Genomic DNA, 23448 nt, shown 5'->3' on the forward strand with positions numbered 1-23448 from the left:
TCTGCGCAAGGTGCGGCAGCCAATGGGGGGGGCCGCGGTGACGCCGAAGAAGCTCTTCCAGTTCGGCCAGCCGCGGCGCGCCGGCTACGTCCGTGCGGTTCGCGAGCGGGTTCGCGGCCGCGACATGATCCGCGTGCTCTGGAAGGACGCGGCCGGCCGGCACGCGCAGTCGTTCGACGACACGCGGAAGGGGTTGGCGGAGGCGAAGGCTTTCGCGCAGGGCGTGCACGAGCAGGTGACAACGCCGGCGAGGACTGAGATCTCGCCGATCTCGCTGCGCGAGCTCTTCGACAAGTACCTCGTCGCCAACATGGATGCGTGGCGGCCGCGGACGCTCGAGCTGCAGAGGCAGCGCTGGGCCAAGTTCGAGCTCTTCGCCGGGAGAGCGACGCCCGCACATCTGATCACCCGGGAGAAGATCGACGAGTTCAAGCGCGCCATGGTGGCCAACGACCACTCGGTCAACCAGGTGAAGATCTCGATCAGCTACGTCACGGCCGTGTTCCGGTGGGGCGTCGATCGCGATCTGATCCCGCCGACCAAGGTAATGTCGTACCGGGCGAAGTTTGGCCGGGACGCAGCGCGCAAGGTCGAGAAGATGGCGGAGTACTCAGCCGACGAGCGCGCCCGCCTCATCGCTCAGTTCTCGCCCCGGGACGCGAACCGGTGGCGCGCGTACGCGCTGACGACGCTGATCGGGCTCTGCGGTCCGCGGCAGCAGGCGGCGCGGAGCCTTGAGTGGCGCGACATCGAGCTCGACGAGCCGGTGTTCGTCGAGGATCCGGAGACGAAGGAGCGCCGGCTTCAGTTCGGCGGCAGGATCCACTGGCGCCCCGAGCTGGACAAGATCGGGAGCGAGCGCTGGCAGCCCATGCCCGAGCCGGTCGCCGAGGCATTCTGGGTCGCATACGGCTGGGCGGTCCGCTGGAAGTACATGGGGCGCTGGATCTTCTTCGCGGTGCAGCAGCGCGTTCGCGATCGCGACGAGCCCTGGACCTACCAGGCGGCGGTGAAGATGCTGCACGACGCCGAGGCCCGGTGCACGCCTCCGATCCCGCACATCAGGTTCCGCGCGTACCACGGCTTCAGGCGCGGGATCTCGGGCGACATCTACGATGCGACCGGGAGCGAGAAGGCCGCCGCGGATTGGATCGGCGACAAGTCGATGCGCGTGGTTCGGGACAGCTATCTGCTGCAGCGCGAAGAGGCGCAGCAAAAGACTGCAGCTATGGTGGGTGCCGGCTTTCCGAAGGCCGCTCCGGCGGCGGCCGAGGGAGGAAAAGGGGACGACGATGGCACGGAATAGTAAGCCGGCTCCGAGGGTCGAACTCGGGACCGCTCGATTACGAATCGAGTGCTCTACCACTGAGCTAAGCCGGCGGGCCATACAGCTACCGAAGACGAAAAACGAAACACCCTCAGATACAATCAATCCCGCAGACACCCTGAAAACGGTACGTCGGGAAGGAGGTTACGAGCGTGTATAGCGACACAACCAGTGAGCGGAGTCCTCGGATTGAACCGACGACCGCTCGATTACGAATCGAGTGCTCTACCACTGAGCTACTGTGGCGGGGAACTGAGCGGTTGGCTGTTGGCTGTTGGCTGTTGGCTCTTGGCTAACTGCCCCACAACCGCCGTTACCGTTCCTGTCCTTCCGCTTGGCCAATAGCCAACAGCTAACAGCCAATAGCGCCCTTCACATGCCCTGACGCGGACTCGAACCGCGACGCCTTTCGGCACCACCCCCTCAAGATGGCGTGTCTACCAATTTCACCACCAGGGCATGAACTGCGGTTACTAGTGACTAGTGACTAGTGACTAGTAACTGCTACTACGGGGCTGACGGGGATCGAACCCGCGACCTCCGGTGTGACAGACCGGCACTCTAACCAGCTGAGCTACAGCCCCCAAAAAAAACAGCTAGCAGCTAGCAGCTAGCAGCTAGCAGCTTACAGCAACGACCGTCGTACACCCATCCAGTAGCCCCAAGGGGAATCGAACCCCTCTCTGCACCGTGAAAGGGTGCCGTCCTAACCGATAGACGATGGGGCCGTACGGTTTTCCCCTCGACAGCATCCTGCAACAACATAGCGGTAACGGGATTCGAACCCGTGTTTGAGCCTTGAGAGGGCTCCGTCCTAGTCCCCTAGACGATACCGCCAGGACTGCGGCTATTGGCTATTGGCTATTGGCTTTTTGCTAACAGCCAAGAGCCAACAGCTAACAGCTGGTTTTCAGTACAGGCCCGGCAGGACTTGAACCTGCAACCCCCGGTTTTGGAGACCGGTGCTCTACCAATTGAGCTACGGACCTAACACGGCCTCCAACTTCGACCGCTTCTTTCGAGGGTGGCTGACGGGAATTGAACCCGCAACCCCCGGTGCCACAGACCGGTGCTCTAACCAATTGAGCTACAGCCACCATGGACTAGTCACTAGTCACTAGTCACCTGTCATTCTAAGCCCGCCCGACGGGCGAATCAACCGACGCTACTTCGCCCGATCGAGGTACTCTCCCGTATTCGGGTTCACGCGAATCTTCTCGCCCGTGCCCACGAACTCGGGCACGTTCACCACGACTCCGTTCTCCAGCTTCGCCGGCTTGGCCGACGCCGTCTTCGTCGCGGTCTTCATGACCGGTGAAGTGTCTACGATCTCGAACACCATCGCGTTGGGCAGCTGAATGCCGATCGGCCGGCCGTTGTAGTACTCGGCCTGGATCCGCATCCCCGGCTGCATCCACTGCGCGTTGTCGCCCAGCGCCTCCTCGTCCAGCTCGATCTGGTCGTAGTTCTCGGTGTTCATGAAGTGGTACGTGTCGCCACCCTGGTACATGAACTCGAGATCGTGCGTCTCCATGGACGCCTTCTCCACCGAATCCGACGCGCGGAAGCGGTGCTCGAAGCTCGAGCCGGAACGCAGGTTCTTGAGCTTCGTCTGAATCATCGCGCGCAGATTCCCCGGCGTGTGATGCCGGAACTCGACCACGCGGCACGGCTCGCCGTTGTGGACGAGGACCATACCCCGGCGGATCTGGGTTGCGGGCATTGCCATAGCTGATCTTCCTTCAAAAACGTTAGCTGCACCGCCCGGAGGCGCGTGCAGCGGCCATAAACCAAGACAGCCTTTGAATTTAGCGGATTTTGGGGCGTCCTGCAACCGGGCAGGAGCCCGGTTCTCGCTAGGGCTGGGCCGCCGCCGCGGGAGGCGTCGTACTGACGTGCTTCGACAGCTTCCAGGAACCGTCCGGCTGCCGCCGAAGCGTCACGACGTAGTGGCCGCGAACAGTCTGCGCCGCGCCGTTCGGCGGAGTGACTGTCTGTCTGAATTCGCCGTAATCGTAAGCGACGTCGCCCGACACGACGACTTCCCTCGAATCGACGGTGTCGATCGTGCTGATCGGGAACGACTCGGCCAGCGCCTGCTGAATCGCCGCCCGGCCGCGGGCGGCCGGCGCTTCGGTCGCCACGAAGATGGCGTCGTCGGTGTACATCGCCGCCACCGCCGCGGCATCATCCCTGGCCGCCGCGGCAAGCCATGCATCACGAACAGCCGCGATGTCGGCGCTCGTGGCCGCTGGAGATCCAGTGGTGTCTGACGTGGCGGGAGCCGGCTGCTCGGCACAAGCGAGAAGGGCGAACAGCGGGATGGCGAGTACGGCGCGCTGTGACATTGGTGTCCTCCGCGTGTTGGCGTTTATGCGATGAGCCCCGTGAGTTGTCGCCAGGGCGCTCCAATATGCATTCGCCGGTTACGGCTCGCCAGCCGGCGCGAGCACCGGGTCGCCGGGCCGTCCGCCGAGACAAATGTCACCGCCAGGAAGGACCCTAGCGATTCGTGTCCAGGACGGACCCGGGGCTGTAGCGGGTGGTGATGAAAACCGCGGCGCACGCGTCACCGACGGCTTCGATCGGGAGCTGCGAGGCGCCGCGGTACACCTCGATCGTCTCAATCTCGCTGGTCTTCAACTCCCCGAGCACATCCAACCCGAGGCGCTGCCCGTCGACAAACACGGCAAACCATGTGTAGGCTGGACCGGAGGTTCGAATTGCGGTCCCGGTGCATCTAGCCACCCTGAGGTATGGCTCCATTCCCCTGGGACTGAGGCGATATCCCAGAGTGATCCCGGCCACCGATGACACCAGCTCGGAGACCTGGCTGCGACCGGATCGCTCGATGTCTTCTCGCGTGAAATACGACCCCGGCTTCTTCGCCCGCCGTTCGTAGAAGTCGTCGAACTTGCCGGTATGTCGGTACCGCGCCGGCTTGCCGTAGGCCATCGTGGCCTGCACGGTCACCGTGTCCAGCTGCGGCACGACTTGCCGGAGCCGCAGCTGGACGGTGCGTGTCGTTCCGCTTTGCAGAAGCAGCAGCGTGTCCAGCGGCGCGTGCCCAAGCGCGCGCACCCGCAGCCGCACCTGGCCCCAGGGAGCGGCCGTGAAGCTGAACCGGCCGTCCGTGTCGGTTCGCGTGCTCAAGTCGCCCGACGCGATGGAGACCGCGACGTCACCCAGCGGATCGCCCGCTTCGCTCAGCACCACGCCGTGCAGCTCCGAGGTCGTCGCCTGGGAGCTGCCCTCGGCAGCACCGACGATCAGGGCCGCGCAGAAAACGGCCGCCGACCAGCGACTAATACCACGCGCGGGAGCGACAGGACCGGGCATATGACCTCCGCTCAGACGATGTGACCACGCCAAACGACCCGCAAGTGCTAATCCCCGCCGGCGCTCTCCGCTCTCTCCACCACCGGCCTGAGCGCCTTCCAGACGTTCGCGGCTACCAGCTCGGCGCCGCGCCGGTTGGGATGAATTCCGTCGGCCTGGTTCAGCTCGGGCAATCCCGCGACGCCGTCCAGGAGAAACGGCGCGAGCGCCACTTCCTCATCCCGCGCGACGGCGGCGTACATCGCGCGAAAGCGGCGCACGTAACCGATGCCGTAGTTGGGCGGCGCCTCCATCTGCACCAGCACGATCTCCGCGCGCGGCTGCGCCGCCCTGATCCGGGCGATGATCCGCTCGAGGTTCGCGCGCGTCGAGTCGGGATCGAGCCCGCGCAGCGCGTCGTTCGCGCCCGTCTCTATCACGATGACGTCCGCGGGAGCGCGGAGGATCCAGTCCATCCGCCGGAGCGCGCCGGCGGACGTCTCGCCGCTCAGCCCCGCGTTCGTCGCTTCGATCGGCACTCCGTCCGACTCGGCCAATCGCGCGACGACCGACGGATACGCCAGCTCCGGCGTCAGCCCGTACCCAGCGGTGAGACTGGTCCCGACGAATAACACCTTCGTCCCACCCGCGCGCGCGACGCCCGCGGCCGAAGCGGTGTCGCGGCTTTCGCGCGCGCTCACCTGCCCCGCATCCGCGCGCGCGGTATTCTTGTCATCTGGCGCGCACGCCGCGCATGCCGCGACCACCGCAACCATCACGATCCCAAGGGTTCTCATGCTCGTCGCTACCAACCTCACGAAGGAATACCAGAGCGGATCATCAAGCTTAACAGCGCTGCGGGACGTCAGCTTCAGCGTCCCGCAGGGCGACCTCGTCGCGATTTCCGGACCGTCCGGCAGCGGCAAGACCACGCTGCTCGGCCTGCTCGCCGGATTGGATACACCGACGCGGGGCACTGTGGTCCTCGACGGCGACGACATCACGGCGATGTCCGAGGACGGACGCGCCAGGCTGCGCGGCGCCAAGGTCGGGTTCGTCTTTCAGAGCTTTCAGCTTATCCCCGCACTGACGGCGCTGGAGAACGTGCAGGTCCCGCTCGAGCTGCGCGGCGAGCGCGACGCCGCCCTTCGCGCGCGGGAGCTGCTCGCCCGCGTGGGGCTGGGCAAGCGCGGCAGCCACTTCCCCGCCCAGCTTTCCGGCGGCGAGCAGCAGCGCGTAGCGATCGCGCGCGCCTTCGCCAATTCCCCGCGCATCCTCTTCGCCGACGAGCCGACGGGCAACCTCGACGGCGTTACCGGCGAGATGATCATGGACACGGTCGTCGAGCTGAATCGCGAATCCGGCACCACGGTGATCGTGGTGACCCACGAGCAGACTGTCGCGTCGCGCGCGTGCCGCCTCATCCGCCTGAGCGACGGCGCGCTGGTCGAAGACCGGTCCATCTGATGCGGCTGTGGCGCTCCATCGCGCGGCTCGCGTGGCGCGAGAGCCGGACCGCGCGCAGGCGGCTGCTGCTGTCGATGTCGTCCATCTCGCTCGGCGTCGGCGCGCTGGTCGCGATCGACTCCTTCGCGGCCAATCTCACTCGCTCGCTACGCGAGCAGTCGCGCGTGCTGCTCGGCGGCGACATCGCATTCAGCTCTCGTCAGCCCTTCCGCCCGGCCGTGGATTCGTTGTTCGATTCGCTCGCGCGAAACGGCGTCGAGATCGCGCGAATCACCAAGTTCCCCTCGATGGCCGTAGCGCGGCGGAGCGGCGATTCGCGCCTCGCGCCCATCCAGGCGGTCACTGGCAACTATCCACTGTACGGCGACATCACGACGGAACCGGCGGGCCGGTGGAGCGCGCTGCGGACCGGGCCGCACGCGCTGATCGACCCCTCGCTGCTGACTGCGCTCGATGTCCGGATCGGCGACACGATCTCGATCGGCTACGCCCGCTTTGCCATCGCCGGGACGGTGACCGACATCCCCGGCACGCCGGAGATCTCGGAGATGATCGGCCCGCGCGTATTCATACCTGCGCGATACCTTGCCGAAACGCAGCTGCTGCAATTCGGCAGCACCGCGAGCTACGAGGTGCTAGGAAAAACGCGGACCCCGGAGATCGCCGAGCGGATCTCGCGCGACGTGCGCCCGCGGCGGCGCGCGCTCGACGTCAGGGTGCAGACCGCCGAGCAGACCGAGGAGGACGTCAGCGACGCGATCGCGCAGCTCGCGCAGTTCATCGGCGTAGTCGGACTGGTGGCGCTGCTGCTGGGAGGGCTCGGCGTCGCGAGCGGAGTGCACGCGTTCGTCGCGCGCAAGATCGACACGGTGGCGATTCTTCGCTGCCTCGGCGCGACGAGCCGGCAGGTGCTGGCTGTGTACGTGCTCCAGGCGGCCGTGATGGGGCTGATCGGAGCCGCGTTCGGTGTCGTGCTCGGACTCGGCATGCAGTTTCTCGTGCCGATCGCGCTCAGCGACGTTCTGCCCGTGGACGTGAGCGTCCGGCCCGAGCCGTCGGCGATGGTCGCCGGGCTGCTCGTGGGCGCGTGGGTCGCGCTGGCGTTCGCGCTGCGTCCGCTGCTCGCGCTGCGGAAGATCTCGCCGCTGCAGACGCTGCGGCGCGACGCGGACTCGAACGTGCTGCGGATGCATTGGCGCGACGCGCCGCGGCTGCTGGTGAACGCCGCGATCGCCGCCAGCATCGTGACCATCGCCGTCATGCGCACCGGCTCGCTCACCGAAGGCGTCGCGATGAGCATCGGTGCAGGGGTCGCCTTGCTGGTGCTCGGCGTGAGTGCCGCACTCCTGTCGTGGCTCGCGCGCAAGGCCGTGCGGCCGCGCTGGCCGTACGTCCTGCGGCAGGGGATCTCCAACCTGCACCGCCCGGCCAACCAGACGCGGCCGGTGATTCTCGCGCTCGGATTCGGGGTGTTTCTCGTGACTACGCTGTACGTGGTGCAATCGAGCCTACTCGACCGCTTCTCGCTGGGAGTGGGCAGCTCCAGCGCGAACGTCGTGTTCTTCGACGTGCAGCAGGACCAGCAGCCGGGCGTGGACTCACTGGTGCGCGCGGGCGCGGAGCGGATGGTTCAGAAAGCCCCGGTCGTGGTCATGCGGGTCGGCTCCATCAACGGAGTACCCGTCACCGACGACCGGATCGAGCGCACACCCGAGGGAAGACGCGCGCGCTGGGCGCTGCGCCGCGAGTACCGCTCGACCTTCCGCGACACGCTGGTGGCGTCGGAGCGGCTCGTCGCCGGCAAATGGGACGCGGAGACGAGCGCGCAGTCCGACACGTCCGCGATCTCCGTCGAGCAGGACCTTGCCCGTGATCTCAGGCTCGAGCTCGCCGACGTGGTCGTCTGGGACGTGCAGGGAGTGCAGGTGCCGACGCGGATCACCAGCCTGCGCGCCGTGGACTGGAACAGGTTCGAGCCGAACTTCTTCATCGTGTTTCGGCCGGAGGCGCTCGCGCGCGCGCCGACGCAGTACATCGTGACGGCGAAGACCCTCGACGCGGCCCAGACCGCGCGGCTGCAGCGCTCGATCGTGTCCCGCTTCCCGAACGTGTCGAGCATCGACCTCTCGCTCATCCAGAACACGATCGGCAAGATCCTGGATCGCGTGACGGTCGCCGTGCGCTTCCTCGCGCTGTTCAGTCTCGCGATGGCCGTGCCGATCCTGATCTCGGCGGTCGCGGGCGCCCGGCGCGAGCGCGTGCGCGAAGGCGTGCTGCTCAAGACGCTCGGCGCTACGCGCGCGCAGGTCGCGCGGGTGATGCTGGCCGAATACACCGCGCTCGGCGTGCTTGGCAGCGCTACGGGGCTGCTGCTGGCCTACGCCGCCGGGTGGGCGATCACGCGCTTCGTGTTCGACACCGCTTTCACACCGGCGATAAAGGCGAGTCTCGGCATTGCGGGGTTGATGATCGGACTAACGGTCACGATCGGGTTGCTAGCGGGGCGGGAAGTGTTCCGGGAAACGCCGATGGCAGCCTTGAGGGGCGACTAGTGACTAGTGACTAGTAACTGCGAACTACCCTGCGTGCTGCGTGCTGCGACCTGCGCCCCAACAGCCGAGGTTTTCCGCCTTGCTCGCAGCTGGCAGCTTCAAGCTGGCAGCGCGCAGCGCAGTGACCCCGTTAGGTCTTATGGCGGAAGGTAATTCGGCCGCGAGTGAGATCGTACGGCGACACTTCGACAGTTACGCGATCGCCCTGAAGCACCCGAATGCGGAACCGCCGCATGTTGCCGGCCAGGGTGGACAGCACCTCGTGCCCGCTGTTCACGGATACGCGAAACGTCGCGTTGGGGAGGACATCGACGACCGTGCCCTCGAGCTGGATGGAATCTTGTTTTGCCACAGAGTGTATAATGCCCTAACGCATGAGCTTGCGTCAACAACGCGGCCGTAGTTACTAGTCACTAGTCACTAATCACTAGTCACCTATATTTCCCCGAGCCATCAGTTGAGGATGTAGAATGGCTATCCCAGTGACGGAAGTCAGTCGAGCGGGTCTCACGACCACCAAGGCGCCCTTCATCGAAGAGGCGGTGAGTCGCGGCGAGCTGTACATCCACCAGCCGTACGAGCTGTACAGCGAGCCCAACCACGAGGCGTGGCGCAAGCTGTACGCCCGGATGCACGACCGCTGGCTGAAGTACGCCAATCACCGGTTTCTGCAGGGGCTCGAGACGCTGTGCCTGACGCCCGACCGGATCCCGCGCCTCGAGGACGTCAACAAGTTCATGGCGCCGCGCACCGGCTTTCAGGCGAAAGCGGTGAGCGGCTACGTGCCGCCGTTCCTGTTCTTCGACTGTCTCCGCCGGCGCGAGTTCCCCACCACGATCACCATCCGGGACGGCACAACGCTCGATTACCTGCCCGAGCCGGACATCTTCCACGACATCGCCGGCCACGTGCCGATGCACACGGACCAGGCGTTCGCCGACACGCTGGTGCGGTTCGGCGAGGCGGCGCACACCGCCGTGCGGCTGGTGCAGGACGTCCGCGACAAGGACGAGCAGGCGCGCCGCGCCACCAGCATCATCAAGGCGATGGCCCGGTTCTTCTGGTTCACGATCGAGTTCGGGCTGATGAAGTCCGAGGACGGCAAGGGGCTCAAGGCGTACGGCAGCGGCTTGCTCTCGTCCTACGGGGAGCTGGCGCACAGCGTCGACTCACCGACCGTGCAGCGGTACCCGATCCAGCTCGAGTGGGTGGTGAACCAGTACTTCGAGATCGACCACTATCAGCCGCTGCTCTTCATCGTCGACGACTTCGAGCACCTGTTCGATCTGGTCGGGACGCTCGAGACCTGGATGAAGGAAGGCAAGCTCGACAACGTCTCGCCCGGTGAGCCGGCGCTGAGCGATGCCGACATTCGCAGCTTCATCGAGGCCACGGTCTAGCGGCTACTCCGGCTCGAGCTTCAGCACCGCCGAGTTGATGCAGTAGCGGATGCCTTCGGGCCCCGGCCCGTCGGGGAAGACGTGGCCCAGGTGCGCGTCGCACGCGGCGCACGTCACCTCGATGCGCCGCATTCCGTGGCTCGTGTCTTCCGCGGTCTTCACGTTCTCGTTCGCGACCGGCTGCGTGAAGCTCGGCCAGCCGCTGCCGGAATCGAACTTCGCGTCCGAGCGGAACAGCTCCGTGCCGCACGCCACGCAGCGGTACACGCCCGGCTGCTTCGTGTCGTGGTACGCGCCGGTGAACGCGCGCTCCGTCCCCTTTTCGCGCGCGATCCGGTATTGCTCGGGCGTGAGCTGCTGCCGCCATTCGTCGTCGGTCTTCCGTCTGGATTCAGGCATTCGCCTCGCTCCTCCACCTGACGTTCCGCTCGCATGGTGCGAGGGATCGACTTTTACGCTGCGACTGCCGAAGGACGGTCCGGCCACCGGTCAGCCCGCCGGCTGAAGGCTCCCCACCCTGAGGGTGCTCGTCGGCACCGGCTCGACCTCGAGCGGCGCTCCGTTCCTCCGCACTACGTAGGCCTCCATCGCGAAATACTCCGGCAGCCCGAGCTGATCCACGAGGTGCGCGGTGTTGCGGTTGCGGCCTTCCACGCGCTGCCAGAACTCGCGCTCGTCCGGTCCGGGGAACGGCGCGCGGTCCTTCTGCGACTGGTGCTGGAAGATCGCCGTGATCTTGGCGCGCAGCTCGTCCTCGGACAGCGGCACCAGCACGTCGGCGTCGCTGACGCTCCACTCCTGCCACGCGCCGCGGTAGTACCACATCTCCGGCGTCTCGCCGTCGTAGGACTCCAGCGCGAGCTCGACCGCCTCGAGGCACATCCGGTGCGTCCCGTGCGGGTCGGAGAGATCGCCCGCCACGAACATCAGCTCGGGGCGGTGCTCCTCCAGGAGAGCCAGCACGATGCGCACGTCCTCGTCGCCGATCGGATCCTTGCGCACCTTCCCGGTCTGATAAAACGGCATGTTGAGGAAGCGCGCCTGCTCGCGGCCCATGCCGAACGTGCGGATGCCCGCCACCGCCTCCGCTTCGCGGATGGTCCGCTTGAGGATGAGGACCTCCTCGCTGTCGACTTCACCCGGAGACTTGCCGTCGAGGAACTTCTCGATCGCCGCGAGCCGCGTGGGCGACGCGGGATCGGTGACGCCCAGCTCCAGCCCCGCGCGGCGGATGAAGTCCACGTAGCGGCGAACCTCGTGATCGAACACCGCGATGTTCCCCGAAGTCATATAGGCGACCAGAATGTTGTTCCCGTTCTGGTGGAGCTTGTGCAGGATGCCGCCCATCGAGATGACGTCGTCGTCCGGGTGCGGCGAGAACACGATGATGCGCTTCCCCGTCGGGAGTTTGCTGCGGCCGCGGATCTTCGCGACCAGCGCGTTGAACACCTCGCCGTTGAGCGGGCCCGCCGAGCCGTGGCGCGCGAGTAGCGCACTGAGATGGTGCTCGCGGTAATCGAGCGAGTCGAGCTTGAGGACGGACTTGCCCGTCACCTCGCTGAGCCAGATGACCGCCTCGATTTCGCGCGCGCGCGTCCACAGCACCTCGCCCACGACCCACGGCGTCTTCACCCGCGTCAGCTCGGCCGCGGCGGCGGGGTCGAGGTAGAACACGGCGTTCGAGTGCTCCTGCAGATAGGTCGCGGCCACGTCGGGATCGGGCTCGCCCTCGACGGCGCGCCGCACGATCTCCGACTTGTGCTCGCCGGTGGCGACGAGCGCGATCTCGCGCGCCTCCATGATGCTGGCGACGCCCATCGTGATCGCTTCGGTCGGGACGTTGTCCTCGCCGAAGAAATCGGCGGCCGCGTCGCGGCGCGTGACGGTGTCGAGCGCGATGCGCCGCGTGCGCGACTCGATCCCCGAGCCCGGCTCGTTGAAGCCGATGTGTCCCGTCTTGCCGATGCCGAGCAGCTGGAGATCGATGCCGCCCGCCTGGCGGATGGCCTCCTCGTACGCGACGCACTCATCGTCCACCTGCTCGCGCGATACGTCGCCCCGCGGGATGTGCACGTTCTCCGGCCGGATGTTGATGTGCGAGAAGAGATTCTCCCACATGTACCGGTGATAGCTGTGGATGCTGTCCGGCTTCATCGGGTAGTACTCGTCCAGATTGAACGTTACCACGTCGGAGAAGTCGAGCCCCTCCTCGCGGTGCATGCGGATCAACTCGCGGTAGATCCCGATCGGCGTGCTGCCGGTGGCGAGCCCGAGCACGGCGTGGGAGCCCTCCGCGCGGCGCTGCTGGATGATTTCGCCGATGCGCCGCGCGAGCCTTTCGGCGATGGCGTCGTATTCGACGATGACGAGTGGGACACGTTCTCTGTTAGACATACTGGTGACTATTTAGCCTGTGACTAGTGACTAGTGACTAGTGACTAGTAACAAACTACTAATGCGGGAAAATGATTGCGCGTTAGCGGAAACGCGGTGGGACCCCGGACGAATTGCCGCATCTTGCCCTTCCTCTCTCGCCGGAGTGCTACCGTGCAGGACTTCAAAAAGCTGAAAGTTTGGATGAAAGCGCACTCTTTCGTACTGGATGTTTATTCCACGACCAAATCATTCCCTACCGACGAGCGTTATGGACTGACCGCACAACTTCGCAAATCCGTCGTGTCGGTTCCTACCAACCTAGCCGAAGGTTGCGGCCGGGACTCCACGGGAGCGTTCGCCTCCTTCGTCCAGATCGCGACGGGCTCGGCGTGCGAGGCGGAGTATCAACTGCTTCTAGCCCGAGACCTCGGCTATCTCAAGAACGACGAACACGCGCGGCTGTCCCAGCAAGTCTCCCATCTGGAACGAATGCTGACCTCACTTGATCGAACTCTGGTGATGAAGACGGCGGTAAGGGGGGAGAGGTTAGGTAGTTACTAGCTGCCCCCACCGGGCTCCGGCATCACGCGCGTGACCTCCCACTCCACCAGCGGCGCATCCATCACCGCCCACTGCGCCGCATCCGCCACGTCCCGCCGCAGCCGAAAAACCCGAGTGCTCTGCCGCGTCGGGTTCACGCGGTTGGTGAGCAGCACCACGTACATGTCCTTCACCGGGTCGATCCAGATCGACGTTCCGGTGAAGCCGGTGTGCCCGAAACCGCGCGGCGAGAAATAGCGGCCGGCGCTCGACCTGCCCGACGGCGTGTCCCACCCCAGCGCGCGGCTGGTGTCGGCCTCCTGCCTCGAGGTCCAGCGCGCGATCGTCGTGGGACGGAGGATGCGCACGGTCCCGTAATGCCCGCCGTTCAGCATCATCTGCGCGAAGATCGCGAGATCGCGCGCCGAGGAGAAGAAGCCGGCGTGTCCCGCGACTCCGCCGAACGCGCGCGCGTTCTCGTCGTGCACGACTCCGTGAATGAGCCGGCCAGTGGACGCCAGCAGCTCGGTCGGCGCTATGCGCACGAGAAGCGACGAGTCCGGATTGAAGAAGCTGTCGGTCATTCCGAGCGGCTCGGTTATCCGCCAGCGCGCGAACACGTCGAGCGGCTCGCCGGTGATGCGCTCGATCACGAGCTGCAGGAGGATCATGTCCCAGTCGCTGTACACGCTGCGCTCTCCCGGGGGATACCGCAGCGGCCGCGCGTTGATCGCTTCCAGGTATGCCTCGCGGCCGCGCAGCGTGGTGAACAGCTGCGCGTACGCCTCCAGCCCGCCGCGGTGCGTGAGCAGCATCTCGATGGTTATCGCGGCCTTGCTCGAGTCGTTGAACTCCTGTAGGTACGACGCGACCGTGCGGTCGAGATCGAGACGGCCTTCCTCCTCGAGAATCATCGCCGCAGTCGTGGTCACGACGACCTTCGTGAGCGAGGCAAGGTCGTAGATCGTGCGGTCGTCCACCGCGGGCGCGCCCGCCGCCCAGTCGGTGCGCCCGTAGCCGCGCGCGAGCACGTGCTGGCCGTACCGTCCGATGGCGATCGACCCGCCGGGGGCCGCCCGCTCGGTTATGCCCACCGCCATGATGGAATCGAGCATCGCGGGCAGGCGGTCGTCGATGCCGGCGGCCATGGCGCGCCGGACGTGAACGGCTGGCGTCGGCGGCTCGGGCGGCCGCGCCGGCGCGCACGCGGACATCAACGCCGCGCCGCCCGCGAAGAGCAGGCGGGCGCGGAGTGACGTGGTGCGGCTCACGTTACGCGGCGACTTGCGTCCCCGCCGCAATGGCCTCGAGCTGCTGGACGCGCTCCGCCGTCGGCGGATGCGTGGAGAACCACTTCAACATCGCGCCGCCGTGCGCGGCCGACAGCGGATTCACGATCGCCAGCGGCGCCGCCGCGGGCGACACGTTCATCGGAATCCGGTGCGCTCCCGCTTCCAGCTTGCGGAGCGCTCTCGCGAGATCCAGCGGCCGGCCGCAGATCTCCGCGCCGGCGGCGTCCGCCTTGAACTCGCGCTGCCGGCTGATCGCGGCCTGGATGATCATCGCCGCCAGCGGGCCGAGAATCATCAGCGCGATCGCGATCGCCGGATGCACGTTGCGGTCGCGGCTCCCGCCGCCCCACAGCGCCAGCCGCGGCAGAAACGAGATCGCGCCCGCCATGGTCGCGGTCACGGTCTGCAGCAGCATGTCGCGGTTGCGGATGTGTCCCAGCTCGTGGGCTATCACGCCCTCGAGCTCTTCCTTGCTGATCAGACGCACGATCCCTTCGGTGACGCACACCACGGCGTGATGCGGGTCGCGCCCGGTGGCGAAAGCGTTGGGCTGCTCGTGCGGCGCGATCGCGACGACCGGCATTGGCAGGTTCGCGCGCTGCCGCAGGCGGTCCACCATCTCGTACAGCTCGGGCGCTTCCGCGGCCGTGACGATGCGCGCGCGGTACATCTTCAGCACGATCTTGTGCGACCAGAAGTACATCGCGACGTTCATCACTCCGGCGAACAGCAGCGCGGTCGTCAGCCCGCCGTCGCCGCCCAGATACAATCCGATGGCGCCGAGCAGCGCCGTCATGCCGGCCATCAGCGCGAAAACCTTCATGTTGTTGTACATCAAGAATCTCCGATTGACTCTGCTACCGTAAAGATGGCTGATCCGGCGCGGCCGGGGTCGCCGGTGTCGTATTTGTCGTGGGTCGTGGCGGCGGCTGGGTAGGCTGGGGCGTTGGTGTCGGCGCCGGCGTCGGAGTCGGTACCCGAGTAGGAACAGGCACCCGCGGCGGGACAGTGTCCACGATTACTTCCACGGATTCCGGCGCCGCGGCCATTGCAGCGCGCGCGGCCGCTATGCTATCGGCGATCTCCTGGAACTCCCGCGCCTCTTCGGCCGATTCGATCTCCGCCCGGTTCTGCCGCGCGAACTCCACGTTGCGGGCCGGCACGCCGCGGAAGGTCTCTCCGGTGATCGGGTCGATACCTCTCGTGGCCTGGAACAGCGCGACCGTCGCCACCACGTAGTGGCGCGGGCTCATCCCCGCCTGCTCGATGGCGCGCCTCGCGCGGGCGTTCTCCTCGACGCGGGCGACCGACCGCTCGATCGCTTCCCGCGTCGGCCGCGCTCCGATGATCGAAGCCTTGAGCGAGCGCGACCGGCTCCGCCCTAGCTCGCGATCGAGCGCCAGCTGCGCGCGCTTCCATTTCTTGAAGACCTCGGAGGTGATCTCGTAATTGAGCGAGAGGAGTCCCTGGGCCCCTCCCTCCTCGCTGTCCGCCGTCAAAAGCGCCTCTTCGGCGCGGTGCTCGTCCGAATCCGCGCAAGCGAGCGCGGCGGCGAGCCACGCGAGCGCGGCGAAGTTGCGAAGAAGCTTGCTGTGATTCATTGCGATCCCTGTGAATTATCGCGCGCGCTGTCCCCGCGCAACGGGATCGCAAGAATCGGTGCTACGGCTTCTTCGTCGCCTCGGCGCGAGCTTCCAGCGCGGCCTGCGCGGACGCCATCTGCCGCGACGCTTCGGCGAGCATCCGCTCCAGCGTGTCGGCGTTCTGGATCAGCGTCTGCTGCGCGACGGCCAGCGCTCCCGCGGCGAGCTTGAGCGCCGTGATTCGGAGCTGCGGATCGTTGGCGGTCTGGCGAACGGTCTGCTCCACGGCTTTGGCGAGCTCGGTAGCGGCGCGCTCGATCTCGCGCAGCGCCGAGTCGGCGGCCGCGGACAGCTTGACGCAGTCCGCCGGAACGGAGTCGCACGCGACCCGCTCGGCCGGAGTGGATTGGGCGTCCGCGGAGCGGGCGCCGGCGGCCGACAGGATGACGGCAGTAGAGAGCAGCAGGATCGTTTTCATGGCTGGGCCTGTGTGAGAAGAGCCCGGCCCGGGACATCCGGACCGGACTCTTTGTAAGTACCCTCGGCACCGCCAAAGGGTTGCGCTTTACGCGGCGCGGCGAACCCTGGCCTGAAGCTCGGCGCTTGGAGCCGCCGCCGGCTGCCGGCCGGCGATCAGCGCGTCGAGCGAATACTTGCCGGCGCCGGTGACCACGAGCGTCGCGGCTGCCGCGAGCAGCGCCAGCGGGAACTCGACTCCGTTGGGCGCGAAGAATCCCGCGGGAAGGTGCACGAGCAGGATCGCGCCGATCATGGTGGATCCGATGCCGAGCGCCGCCAGCCTGGTGAGCAGGCCGAGCGCCAGCGCGATACCGCCGAAGAACTCGATCAGCGCGATCGCGGGACCGACGAGCCCGGGCGCGGGCACTCCCATCTGGCCGAACGCGCCGGCGATGCCGTCGAAGCCGAAGACGAACAGCTTCTGGCCGCCGTGGGCGATGAAGATCACGCCGAGGACGACGCGGAGGATCGTCAGGCCGACGTCGACCTGGCGCTGCGAGGGAGAGTGGAAGAGAGAGAACATCGTTGCTCCTTGAATGAGGGTGAACGGGTTACTACGTGTGATACCGTTTGATGTGATAACACCTTTATGTCCAAAAGAAATCATGGGCGGCTCCGCGCCAGGGTCAGCAGCGTCTTGAGCGTGGCGAGCTGCTTGTCGGAGAGGTGGCCCAACCTGGCCTTGTGCTGCCGGGCGACGACGGGGTCGAGCTCGTCCACCAGCTCCCTTCCTTTCTTCGTGAGCCTGGTCGCAACGAGGCGCCGGTCCTCCTGCTCGCGCGAGCGGGAGATGAGCCCGGCCTTCTCCATGCGGTCGAGCAGGCGGGTCGCGTCCGGCATCTTGGTCAGGAGCCGGTCGCGGACGTCGTTGCGGCAAAGTCCCTTCTCGTCCGCTCCGCGGAGGATCCGCAGGACGTTGTACTGGGTCGCGGTGAGGCCGTAGGGCTTGAACACCTGCCCGAAGTCGGCGCTGAGCAGGGCGCTGGTGCGCACGATGTTGAGCGCGGCTTCTTCGTAGATGCTCTTGAAGGGCTTCCGCTGCTTGATCTCGTCCCGCAGGGCTGGTGTCATGCCCTGATTATAGGTGTTATGACACTGAGTGTCAAGGCGTGGAGGGTCGGCGCCTCCGCTGAGTCGCGCTGCGAGGCGGGGGCAGGAGCGGCGGCTTCGGTCATTGGCAAGGTGGGTGCGTTGGCACGCCCTCCCTACGGGCCGGCACGCGGCCGGGAGCGGCGGAAGTCACGGGACCTCCTAGGTTCGGGTACTGGTCACATATTACCGGAAAATCTGGCGGAAGCCAGGAACTGATTTGATCAACCCGAACATGGTACGTCTTTGGGGTTAATGCCGCCTCACGCCGATCGGGAAATTCGACCTCATCAGGTAACCGCCGTGGCCCGCGCGACTTAGCGTAAATCGTTGTGAAATCTACATTTAGGACACAGGATGTGTTATATTTCAGTGTACGATTCGAGCTTAGATTGAGCGCCAGAGTTGATGCTCTCGGCGTAGGGCTCCTGCGGTGAATCCTCGCACGCAGGGGTCGGCAAATTCTGACGGGGTACTGGAGATATTCTAAAATGCAGAAGATCAACGACAACAAGGGCCAGATCGCGCGTAGCGTTCGATTCGACATCGCGACTGACAAGAATGAGGAGTTTCATACCCTCTTTAGAAACGAAGTACTTCCAATGCTGAAGAAGCAGGACGGCTTCAAGAACGAGCTGTTGCTGGTGCAGGATCAACACGTCCTCGCCATCAGTGTCTGGAACGACATGGATTCAGCGCGTAAGTACGAATCCGCGACTTATCCGAAACTGGACAAGGCGCTTCGTCCGGTGATAACCGGCAGGCCGACGATCGAGACGTTCAAGTTCGACTCTCTGTCTACGATTGCCTGACCATCGCTCTAGGTCATGAATAGGAGGGGTCCCTGACGGGACCCCTCCTATTTTTTTGCGTGACGATCGACCCGCCGCGCGAACTTCTTGTCAAATAAACACTTGCGCGAATTTCGCAATCGTATTCAATGGCGGATGTAGGCCCTAACCGGGCGGTTTGCGCGCGGAGAGGAGAGCGTAAATGTTTACGAATCTGGGCGGAGCTAACTCTCAGCCTCCGAGGTGGAGACTTCCGCCCTCACCGCCCCTGCCATGAAAAAGACGGAGCTCGACGCCCGCTTCGCGAAATAGATCTGCCAGCGATTCCTGCGCGCGGTAGAGGGCCCATGACGCGGCGATCATTCCCGCATCCTTTCCCGAATCGGAGTAGCCGATCATCACTTCCTGCCGCCCGCCGCGCCAAGAAGTGACGGCGCTTTGTCACTGTCCTAGGCACTGCACTCACGCCAACAGTGACAGAAGAAAGCCCCGCCGACCGTGTAACTGGTGGCGGAGCTTTCGCTTATCTCAGTGGGCCTGCGAGGAGTTGAACCTCGGACCTCACGCTTATCAGGCGTGCGCTCTAACCACCTGAGCTACAGGCCCTTACCCGACTGACGGACAATCGGGAAGAGCCTTTAAGTTTATCGCAGAATGGCGGGGGAGTCTACCCTGCCCGCGACCATTTTGCACGCGTAGCTTGGCCTGATCCCACTCCGCAACCATCTCCATGCGCCGCACAACTTCGATCCTCGCCCTTGTGGCGATCGCCTCCCTGCCTTCCATCGGGACAACCCAGACTCCGGCATCGCGCGACTCCGCCTTCCACACCGTCGGCGGCGAGCGCCACGGCATCAGCTTCTTCCCCCGCGCCCGCCACCCGCAGGTCGAGTACGTCGCGGGCGGCCGCCTGACCTTCGACCGCTACCACACGGTCGACGTCATGTACACGTGGCTCCGGCGCTGGGCCGAGCGGTACCCGGCGATCGTGGAGCTGTACGAAGTGGGCAAGAGCTTCGAGGGGCGGCCCGTGCTCCAGGTCACCCTCACCAACAAGAGCACGGGCAAGGCGACCGACAAGCCGGCCGCGTTCTTCGAGGGCGCGCGCCACAGCGGCGAGATCACCGCGAGCGAGTCGGTGCTCTGGCTAATCCAGCATCTCGTCGAGGGCTACGGCAAGGATCAGCGGATCACGCGCCTGCTCGACACGAAGGCGATCACGCTGCGGCCGCAGAACAACCCGGACGGATCGAACCTGTACCTGTACACGGCGCAGGCGAACCGCAGCACGGTGCGGCCGCACGACAGCGATCGCGACGGATTGCTCGACGAGGATCCGCCGGAAGATCTCGACGGAGACGGGATCATCTACTCGCTCCGCTGGCGAGTCACCCCGGCGGCGAGAGACAGCGGGCGCGGCACGTCGATGCTCGACCCGCGCGATCCGACGGGCCGGCTGATGCAGCCGGCGCTCGACGGGGAGGGCGAGTGGCGCGTGATCTCCGAGGGGATCGACAACGACGGTGACGGGCAGTTCAACGAGGACGGCATCGGCGGGCTCGACCTGCACCGCAACTACCCGGAGAACTGGCGCCCCGAGCCGGGCGGCGACCGGACCGGCCGCGGTTACACGCAGTTCGGCGCGGGCGCCTATCCGCTGAGCGAGATCGAGACGCGAAGCGTCGTGCTATGGCTGCTCGCGAACCCCAACGTGTCGGTGGTGAACTCGATGGACACCGCGGTGCCGATGCACCTGCGCCCGCCGTCCACCTCGTACAGCACGGACCGCATGTATCCCGAGGACCTGCGCTACTACGAGTACTTCGATTCCGTGGGGACGCGCATCACCGGCTATCCCTGGGCGGGCGACGTGTACAACGTGTACAACACGCGCAACCCGATCAATCGGATCACCGGCGATTCGGCGCGCCCGTCGCCGCTGTTCGGCCACGGCCCCGACTTCGGCTACTTCTACTACGGCACGATCTGGTACGGCGACGAGCTGTGGAACGGCGGCCGGATGCAGGACTTCAACGCGGACGGCTACCTCGACGACTTCGACGCGCTGACCTGGGACGACCGCTTCAACGGCGGCAACGGCTTCCGCGAATGGACTCCGTTCAACCACCCCCAGCTCGGCGCGGTGGAGATCGGCGGCTTTCACCCGAAGTTCTTCTCGCAGAACGGACCGCCATCGGAGCTCGAGCGGTTCGCGCGCAACCAGGCGCTGTTCAACCTGGAGATGGCGATGCACCTGCCGCAGCTGGAGATGGGCGCCGTCACCGTCACGCGCGCGGGCACTGCCGGCGACACGACGAGCTACGACGTGACCGTGACGTTCCGGAACACGGGCCGCCTGCCGACGGCGCTCAAGCAGGCGCAGCTCGTCAAGATCGTGCAGGAGGACCGCGTGGTGCTCGACTTCGACTCGACGCTCACGAAGCGGCCGAATCCAAAGGTGACGATCGTGAACCCGGCCAGGCGCGACAAGACGATCCGCGCGGGGTGGACCGAGCCGGGCGAGACCAAGACGGTGACTTTCCGGGTGAACACGATCGGCCTGCGCGGCGCAAAGGGCACGGTGCGCGTGCTATCCACGCGCGGCGGCCTGCTGAAGTCGGACTTCGTCCTGGGATCACCCTAGATGCAGGCTGGCCACGGATGCGGGTCCATGCAGGGCGCGTCTTAGGCCGACGCTGTTTGTCGGCCGTAGCGCCCGAAATGGACTCGCATTCGCGGCCAGCCGGGCGCACGGGACGCCAGAGCTACTCGTCGAACTTGCCGGGCGTCTGCTTGTGCGGCTTCTCGTCCTCATCCACGTCGAACTCGTCGTCTAGATCAATGAGGTCGTCGTCGTCCTCCTCGTCGTCGTCGTCGTCGTCGTCGTCGTCATCATCATCGTCGTCGTCGTCGTCGTCGTCCTCGTCGTCCAGATCATCGTCTAGATCGTCGTCGTCATCGTCGTCATCGTCGTCATCGTCGTCATCGTCGTCATCGTCGTCATCGTCGTCGTCGTCGTCGTCGAGGAGATCGTCGTCATCATCCTCGTCGTCGTCATCGAGATCGTCGATGTCGTCCTCGCCGTCCGGATCGGCCGCCGCGCGAGCCGCGGGCGGAAAGGAAGGGTCGTGAAGGCCGAGCGAGCGCTCGAGCTCCCATGAGGTGACCAGCACGCTGCCGTCCTCGGACGGACCTGCTCTCCCCGACATACCCGCGCTCTCCCCGTTGTGCAAAAGTGTGATTGCAGCCGATTCGATTGACCCGCAGCGCCTCAGACCGCCGCGCTCTCCCGCTCCCGCTTGGCCTCGCGCGCCGCGCGCTTCCGCTCGTGCACGTCCAGTGACCGCTTGCGCAGCCGGATCGCTTTCGGCGTAACCTCGATCAGCTCATCGCCTTCGATATACTCCAACGCCGCTTCCAGCGTCAACTCCCGCGGCGGCTCCAGCTGGATGTTCTCGTCGGTGGACTTGGTCCGCATGTTGGTCAGCTTCTTTTCCCGGGTTGGATTCACGTCCATGTCCCCCGGACGCGAGTTCTCCCCGATGAGCATCCCCGAGTAAACGGGGTCCCCCGGCGAGACGAACAGTGTGGCCCGCTCCGCCAGGTTGGCCAGAGCGAATGCAACGATCACGCCGGGCTCCATCGACACCAGTGATCCACGCATTCTCCCGGCCAGCGGCCCGGCCCAGGGCCCGTACTCCAGGAACCGGTGGTGCATGATCCCGTTGCCGCGTGTGTCGGTCATGAACTCGGACCTGTAGCCGAACAGCCCGCGCGCGGGGATGCGGTACAGCATCCGCACCGTTCCCTGCCCCGGGTTCTTCATCTCGATCAGCTCCGCCCGCCGCGGTCCCAGCTTCTCGATGACCGCGCCGAGGAATTCCTCGGGCACGTCGATCGACAGCTCCTCGTACGGCTCCAGCCGCTCGCCGTTCCCGCCGATCTTCATGATGAACCGTGGGCGCGACACCTGGAACTCGTAGCCCTCGCGCCGCATCGTCTCCATCAGGATCGTCAGGTGCAGCTCGCCCCGGCCGGAAACGGTCCACGCGTCCATCGCCTCGGTGTCCTCCACCCGCAGCGCGACGTTGCGCTCCAGCTCCCTGGTGAGCCGCTCGCGGATCTGCCGCGAGGTCACGAACTTCCCGTCGCGCCCGGCGAACGGTGAATCGTTCACCGAGAAATCCACCGAGATGGTCGGCTCCTCCACGGCAATCCCCGCGAGCCGCTCGGGATTCTCCGCGTCCGCGATCGTGAGGCCGATCTCGACGCCGTCGATGCCGGCCAGCGCGACGATCTCCCCCGCGCCCGCACTCTCGATCTCCCCGCGCTCGAGCCCCTCGAAGGCGAACAGCCTGGTCACCCGCGCGTATTCGGGCGACTGCGATCCGTCCACGTGCAGCAGCGCGACCCGCTCGCCCACCTTCACCTTGCCGCGCTCGATCCGCCCGATCCCCAGCCTGCCCAGGTACGGCGAGTAGTCGATCGTGGAGACGAGCATCTGGAACGGTCCGTCCTCCTCGCCGGGTGGCGGTGGCACATGCTCGACGATGGTCTCGAACAATGGCACGAGGTCCGGGTTGGGAGACTCCAGATCCATGGTCGCCGTCCCGTCGCGCGCCGACGCGTACACCACGGGCGCGTCGAGCTGCGACTCGTCCGCCTCCAGCTCGATCAGCAGGTCGAGCACCTCGTCGTGCACCCGCATCGGATCGGCGCCGGGCCGGTCGATCTTGTTGATGACGATCACGGGCGTGCGGCCCAGCTCGAGCGCCTTGCGTAGCACGAACCGGGTCTGCGGCATGGGACCGTCGAACGCGTCCACCACCAGCAGCACGCCGTTCACCATCCGCAGGATGCGCTCGACCTCGCCGCCGAAATCCGAGTGCCCGGGTGTGTCTATGATGTTGATCTTGGTCCCGCGCCACCGGACGGAGGTGTTCTTGGCGAGAATCGTTATCCCCCGCTCGCGCTCGAGCGGGTTGGAGTCCATAACGCGATCCATCACGACCTGGTTCTCGCGGAAAGCGCCGGCCTGCCGGAGCATCTTGTCCACGAGCGTGGTCTTGCCGTGATCGACGTGCGCGATGATTGCGATGTTGCGGATGCGCTGGTTTGGCATAGCTAGAGAAATCTAGTTCGCTCCTGGGTGGAATCGGTGGTCCCGATTACATCAGGCGCGGGCATTGCATTC

General features: G+C 65.9%; 22 protein-coding genes, 8 tRNA genes and 1 pseudogene. 7 read left to right on the forward strand and 24 right to left on the reverse strand.

All coding sequences use genetic code 11. The features are described from left to right. The first annotated feature begins 22 nt into the window (after positions 1 to 22). A complete protein-coding gene (locus WEA80_02025) occupies positions 23 to 1306 on the forward strand; it encodes a hypothetical protein (GenBank protein ID MEX1185352.1) in 1284 nt (427 codons plus the stop codon). 2 nt (positions 1307 to 1308) lie between these two features. Here WEA80_02025 and WEA80_02030 read toward each other — a convergent pair. The 11 genes from WEA80_02030 to WEA80_02080 all read right to left on the reverse strand — a co-directional run bounded on the left by WEA80_02030 (position 1309) and on the right by WEA80_02080 (position 5442). Further along, positions 1309 to 1380 (reverse strand) — tRNA-Thr (locus WEA80_02030). Between the two features lie 324 nt (positions 1381 to 1704). Then, positions 1705 to 1786 (reverse strand) — tRNA-Leu (locus WEA80_02035). A gap of 51 nt (positions 1787 to 1837) precedes the next feature. Further along, positions 1838 to 1911, reverse strand: a tRNA-Asp gene (locus WEA80_02040). A 72-nt stretch (positions 1912 to 1983) separates the two neighbouring features. Next, positions 1984 to 2055, reverse strand: a tRNA-Glu gene (locus WEA80_02045). A gap of 36 nt (positions 2056 to 2091) precedes the next feature. Next, positions 2092 to 2164 (reverse strand) — tRNA-Glu (locus WEA80_02050). Between the two features lie 79 nt (positions 2165 to 2243). Beyond that, positions 2244 to 2316, reverse strand: a tRNA-Trp gene (locus WEA80_02055). Between the two features lie 34 nt (positions 2317 to 2350). Further along, positions 2351 to 2424 (reverse strand) — tRNA-His (locus tag WEA80_02060). A 68-nt stretch (positions 2425 to 2492) separates the two neighbouring features. Beyond that, positions 2493 to 3056, reverse strand: a complete 564-nt coding sequence (gene efp, locus WEA80_02065; protein MEX1185353.1) for an elongation factor P — start codon at positions 3054 to 3056, stop codon at positions 2493 to 2495. A gap of 127 nt (positions 3057 to 3183) precedes the next feature. Next, the gene (locus tag WEA80_02070; GenBank protein MEX1185354.1) at positions 3184 to 3675 is read right to left on the reverse strand and encodes an SgcJ/EcaC family oxidoreductase; all 492 of its coding nucleotides are present in this window, start codon (positions 3673 to 3675) and stop codon (positions 3184 to 3186) included. A 154-nt stretch (positions 3676 to 3829) separates the two neighbouring features. Beyond that, the gene (locus tag WEA80_02075; GenBank protein MEX1185355.1) at positions 3830 to 4666 is read right to left on the reverse strand and encodes a carboxypeptidase regulatory-like domain-containing protein; all 837 of its coding nucleotides are present in this window, start codon (positions 4664 to 4666) and stop codon (positions 3830 to 3832) included. Positions 4667 to 4713: 47 nt separating this feature from the next. Next, positions 4714 to 5442: an arylesterase gene (locus WEA80_02080; GenBank protein MEX1185356.1), complete on the reverse strand. Its 729-nt coding sequence runs from the start codon at positions 5440 to 5442 to the stop codon at positions 4714 to 4716. Between WEA80_02080 and WEA80_02085 the strand changes: the two genes are divergently transcribed. Then, complete coding sequence (locus WEA80_02085; protein ID MEX1185357.1) at positions 5441 to 6112, forward strand: ABC transporter ATP-binding protein; 672 nt, start codon at positions 5441 to 5443, stop codon at positions 6110 to 6112. The two genes, WEA80_02080 and WEA80_02085, sit on opposite strands and share 2 nt — an antisense overlap. Next, positions 6112 to 8664, forward strand: a complete 2553-nt coding sequence (locus WEA80_02090; GenBank protein MEX1185358.1) for an FtsX-like permease family protein — start codon at positions 6112 to 6114, stop codon at positions 8662 to 8664. Before WEA80_02085 ends, WEA80_02090 begins: the two co-directional genes overlap by 1 nt. Before the next feature lie 130 nt (positions 8665 to 8794). Here WEA80_02090 and infA read toward each other — a convergent pair whose 3' ends face one another. Further along, positions 8795 to 9016 (reverse strand): translation initiation factor IF-1, encoded by a 222-nt coding sequence (infA, locus tag WEA80_02095; GenBank protein ID MEX1185359.1) that lies wholly within the window; start codon positions 9014 to 9016, stop codon positions 8795 to 8797. Between the two features lie 118 nt (positions 9017 to 9134). Here infA and WEA80_02100 point away from each other — a divergent pair, with 118 nt between their 5' ends. Beyond that, entirely contained in the window at positions 9135 to 10064 is a 930-nt protein-coding gene (locus WEA80_02100) for a phenylalanine 4-monooxygenase (protein ID MEX1185360.1), read from the forward strand. A gap of 3 nt (positions 10065 to 10067) precedes the next feature. Here the strand turns inward: WEA80_02100 and msrB are convergent, their stop codons facing one another. Continuing rightward, positions 10068 to 10463, reverse strand: coding sequence for a peptide-methionine (R)-S-oxide reductase MsrB (gene msrB, locus WEA80_02105; GenBank protein ID MEX1185361.1), 396 nt, complete (start codon positions 10461 to 10463; stop codon positions 10068 to 10070). A 90-nt stretch (positions 10464 to 10553) separates the two neighbouring features. Further along, the gene (gene nagB / locus WEA80_02110; GenBank protein MEX1185362.1) at positions 10554 to 12458 is read right to left on the reverse strand and encodes a glucosamine-6-phosphate deaminase; all 1905 of its coding nucleotides are present in this window, start codon (positions 12456 to 12458) and stop codon (positions 10554 to 10556) included. 153 nt (positions 12459 to 12611) lie between these two features. On the opposite strand from nagB, the gene WEA80_02115 reads away from it, so the two are divergent. Continuing rightward, positions 12612 to 13001 (forward strand): four helix bundle protein, encoded by a 390-nt coding sequence (locus WEA80_02115; GenBank protein ID MEX1185363.1) that lies wholly within the window; start codon positions 12612 to 12614, stop codon positions 12999 to 13001. Here WEA80_02115 and WEA80_02120 read toward each other — a convergent pair. From WEA80_02120 to WEA80_02145, 6 genes are all read right to left on the reverse strand, one after another. Then, positions 12998 to 14251, reverse strand: a complete 1254-nt coding sequence (locus tag WEA80_02120; GenBank protein ID MEX1185364.1) for a serine hydrolase — start codon at positions 14249 to 14251, stop codon at positions 12998 to 13000. The two genes, WEA80_02115 and WEA80_02120, sit on opposite strands and share 4 nt — an antisense overlap. 1 nt (position 14252) lies before the next feature. Next, complete coding sequence (locus tag WEA80_02125; protein ID MEX1185365.1) at positions 14253 to 15107, reverse strand: zinc metalloprotease HtpX; 855 nt, start codon at positions 15105 to 15107, stop codon at positions 14253 to 14255. 22 nt (positions 15108 to 15129) lie between these two features. Then, complete coding sequence (locus WEA80_02130; protein ID MEX1185366.1) at positions 15130 to 15873, reverse strand: hypothetical protein; 744 nt, start codon at positions 15871 to 15873, stop codon at positions 15130 to 15132. 61 nt (positions 15874 to 15934) lie between these two features. Beyond that, positions 15935 to 16333, reverse strand: a complete 399-nt coding sequence (locus tag WEA80_02135) for a hypothetical protein (protein ID MEX1185367.1) — start codon at positions 16331 to 16333, stop codon at positions 15935 to 15937. Between the two features lie 87 nt (positions 16334 to 16420). Beyond that, positions 16421 to 16897 (reverse strand): DoxX family protein, encoded by a 477-nt coding sequence (locus tag WEA80_02140; GenBank protein ID MEX1185368.1) that lies wholly within the window; start codon positions 16895 to 16897, stop codon positions 16421 to 16423. An 80-nt stretch (positions 16898 to 16977) separates the two neighbouring features. Beyond that, entirely contained in the window at positions 16978 to 17445 is a 468-nt protein-coding gene (locus WEA80_02145) for a MarR family transcriptional regulator (protein MEX1185369.1), read from the reverse strand. Positions 17446 to 17954: 509 nt separating this feature from the next. Here WEA80_02145 and WEA80_02150 point away from each other — a divergent pair. Then, entirely contained in the window at positions 17955 to 18275 is a 321-nt protein-coding gene (locus tag WEA80_02150; protein MEX1185370.1) for a hypothetical protein, read from the forward strand. 210 nt (positions 18276 to 18485) lie between these two features. Here the strand turns inward: WEA80_02150 and WEA80_02155 are convergent. Continuing rightward, positions 18486 to 18662, reverse strand: a pseudogene (locus WEA80_02155) (phosphoenolpyruvate carboxylase). Positions 18663 to 18786: 124 nt separating this feature from the next. Beyond that, positions 18787 to 18860, reverse strand: a tRNA-Ile gene (locus WEA80_02160). Positions 18861 to 18984: 124 nt separating this feature from the next. Here WEA80_02160 and WEA80_02165 point away from each other — a divergent pair. Then, entirely contained in the window at positions 18985 to 20898 is a 1914-nt protein-coding gene (locus WEA80_02165) for a M14 family metallopeptidase (GenBank protein ID MEX1185371.1), read from the forward strand. Positions 20899 to 21019: 121 nt separating this feature from the next. Here WEA80_02165 and WEA80_02170 read toward each other — a convergent pair whose 3' ends face one another. Next, positions 21020 to 21463 carry a hypothetical protein gene (locus WEA80_02170; protein MEX1185372.1) on the reverse strand — a complete coding sequence of 148 codons (444 nt, stop codon included), beginning with the start codon at positions 21461 to 21463 and terminating at the stop codon, positions 21020 to 21022. A gap of 62 nt (positions 21464 to 21525) precedes the next feature. Then, entirely contained in the window at positions 21526 to 23376 is a 1851-nt protein-coding gene (gene typA / locus WEA80_02175) for a translational GTPase TypA (protein ID MEX1185373.1), read from the reverse strand. Positions 23377 to 23448: the final 72 nt, after the last annotated feature.

It is taken from the genome of Gemmatimonadaceae bacterium (genome assembly GCA_040882285.1).
Taxonomy (GTDB): domain Bacteria; phylum Gemmatimonadota; class Gemmatimonadetes; order Gemmatimonadales; family Gemmatimonadaceae; genus JACDCY01.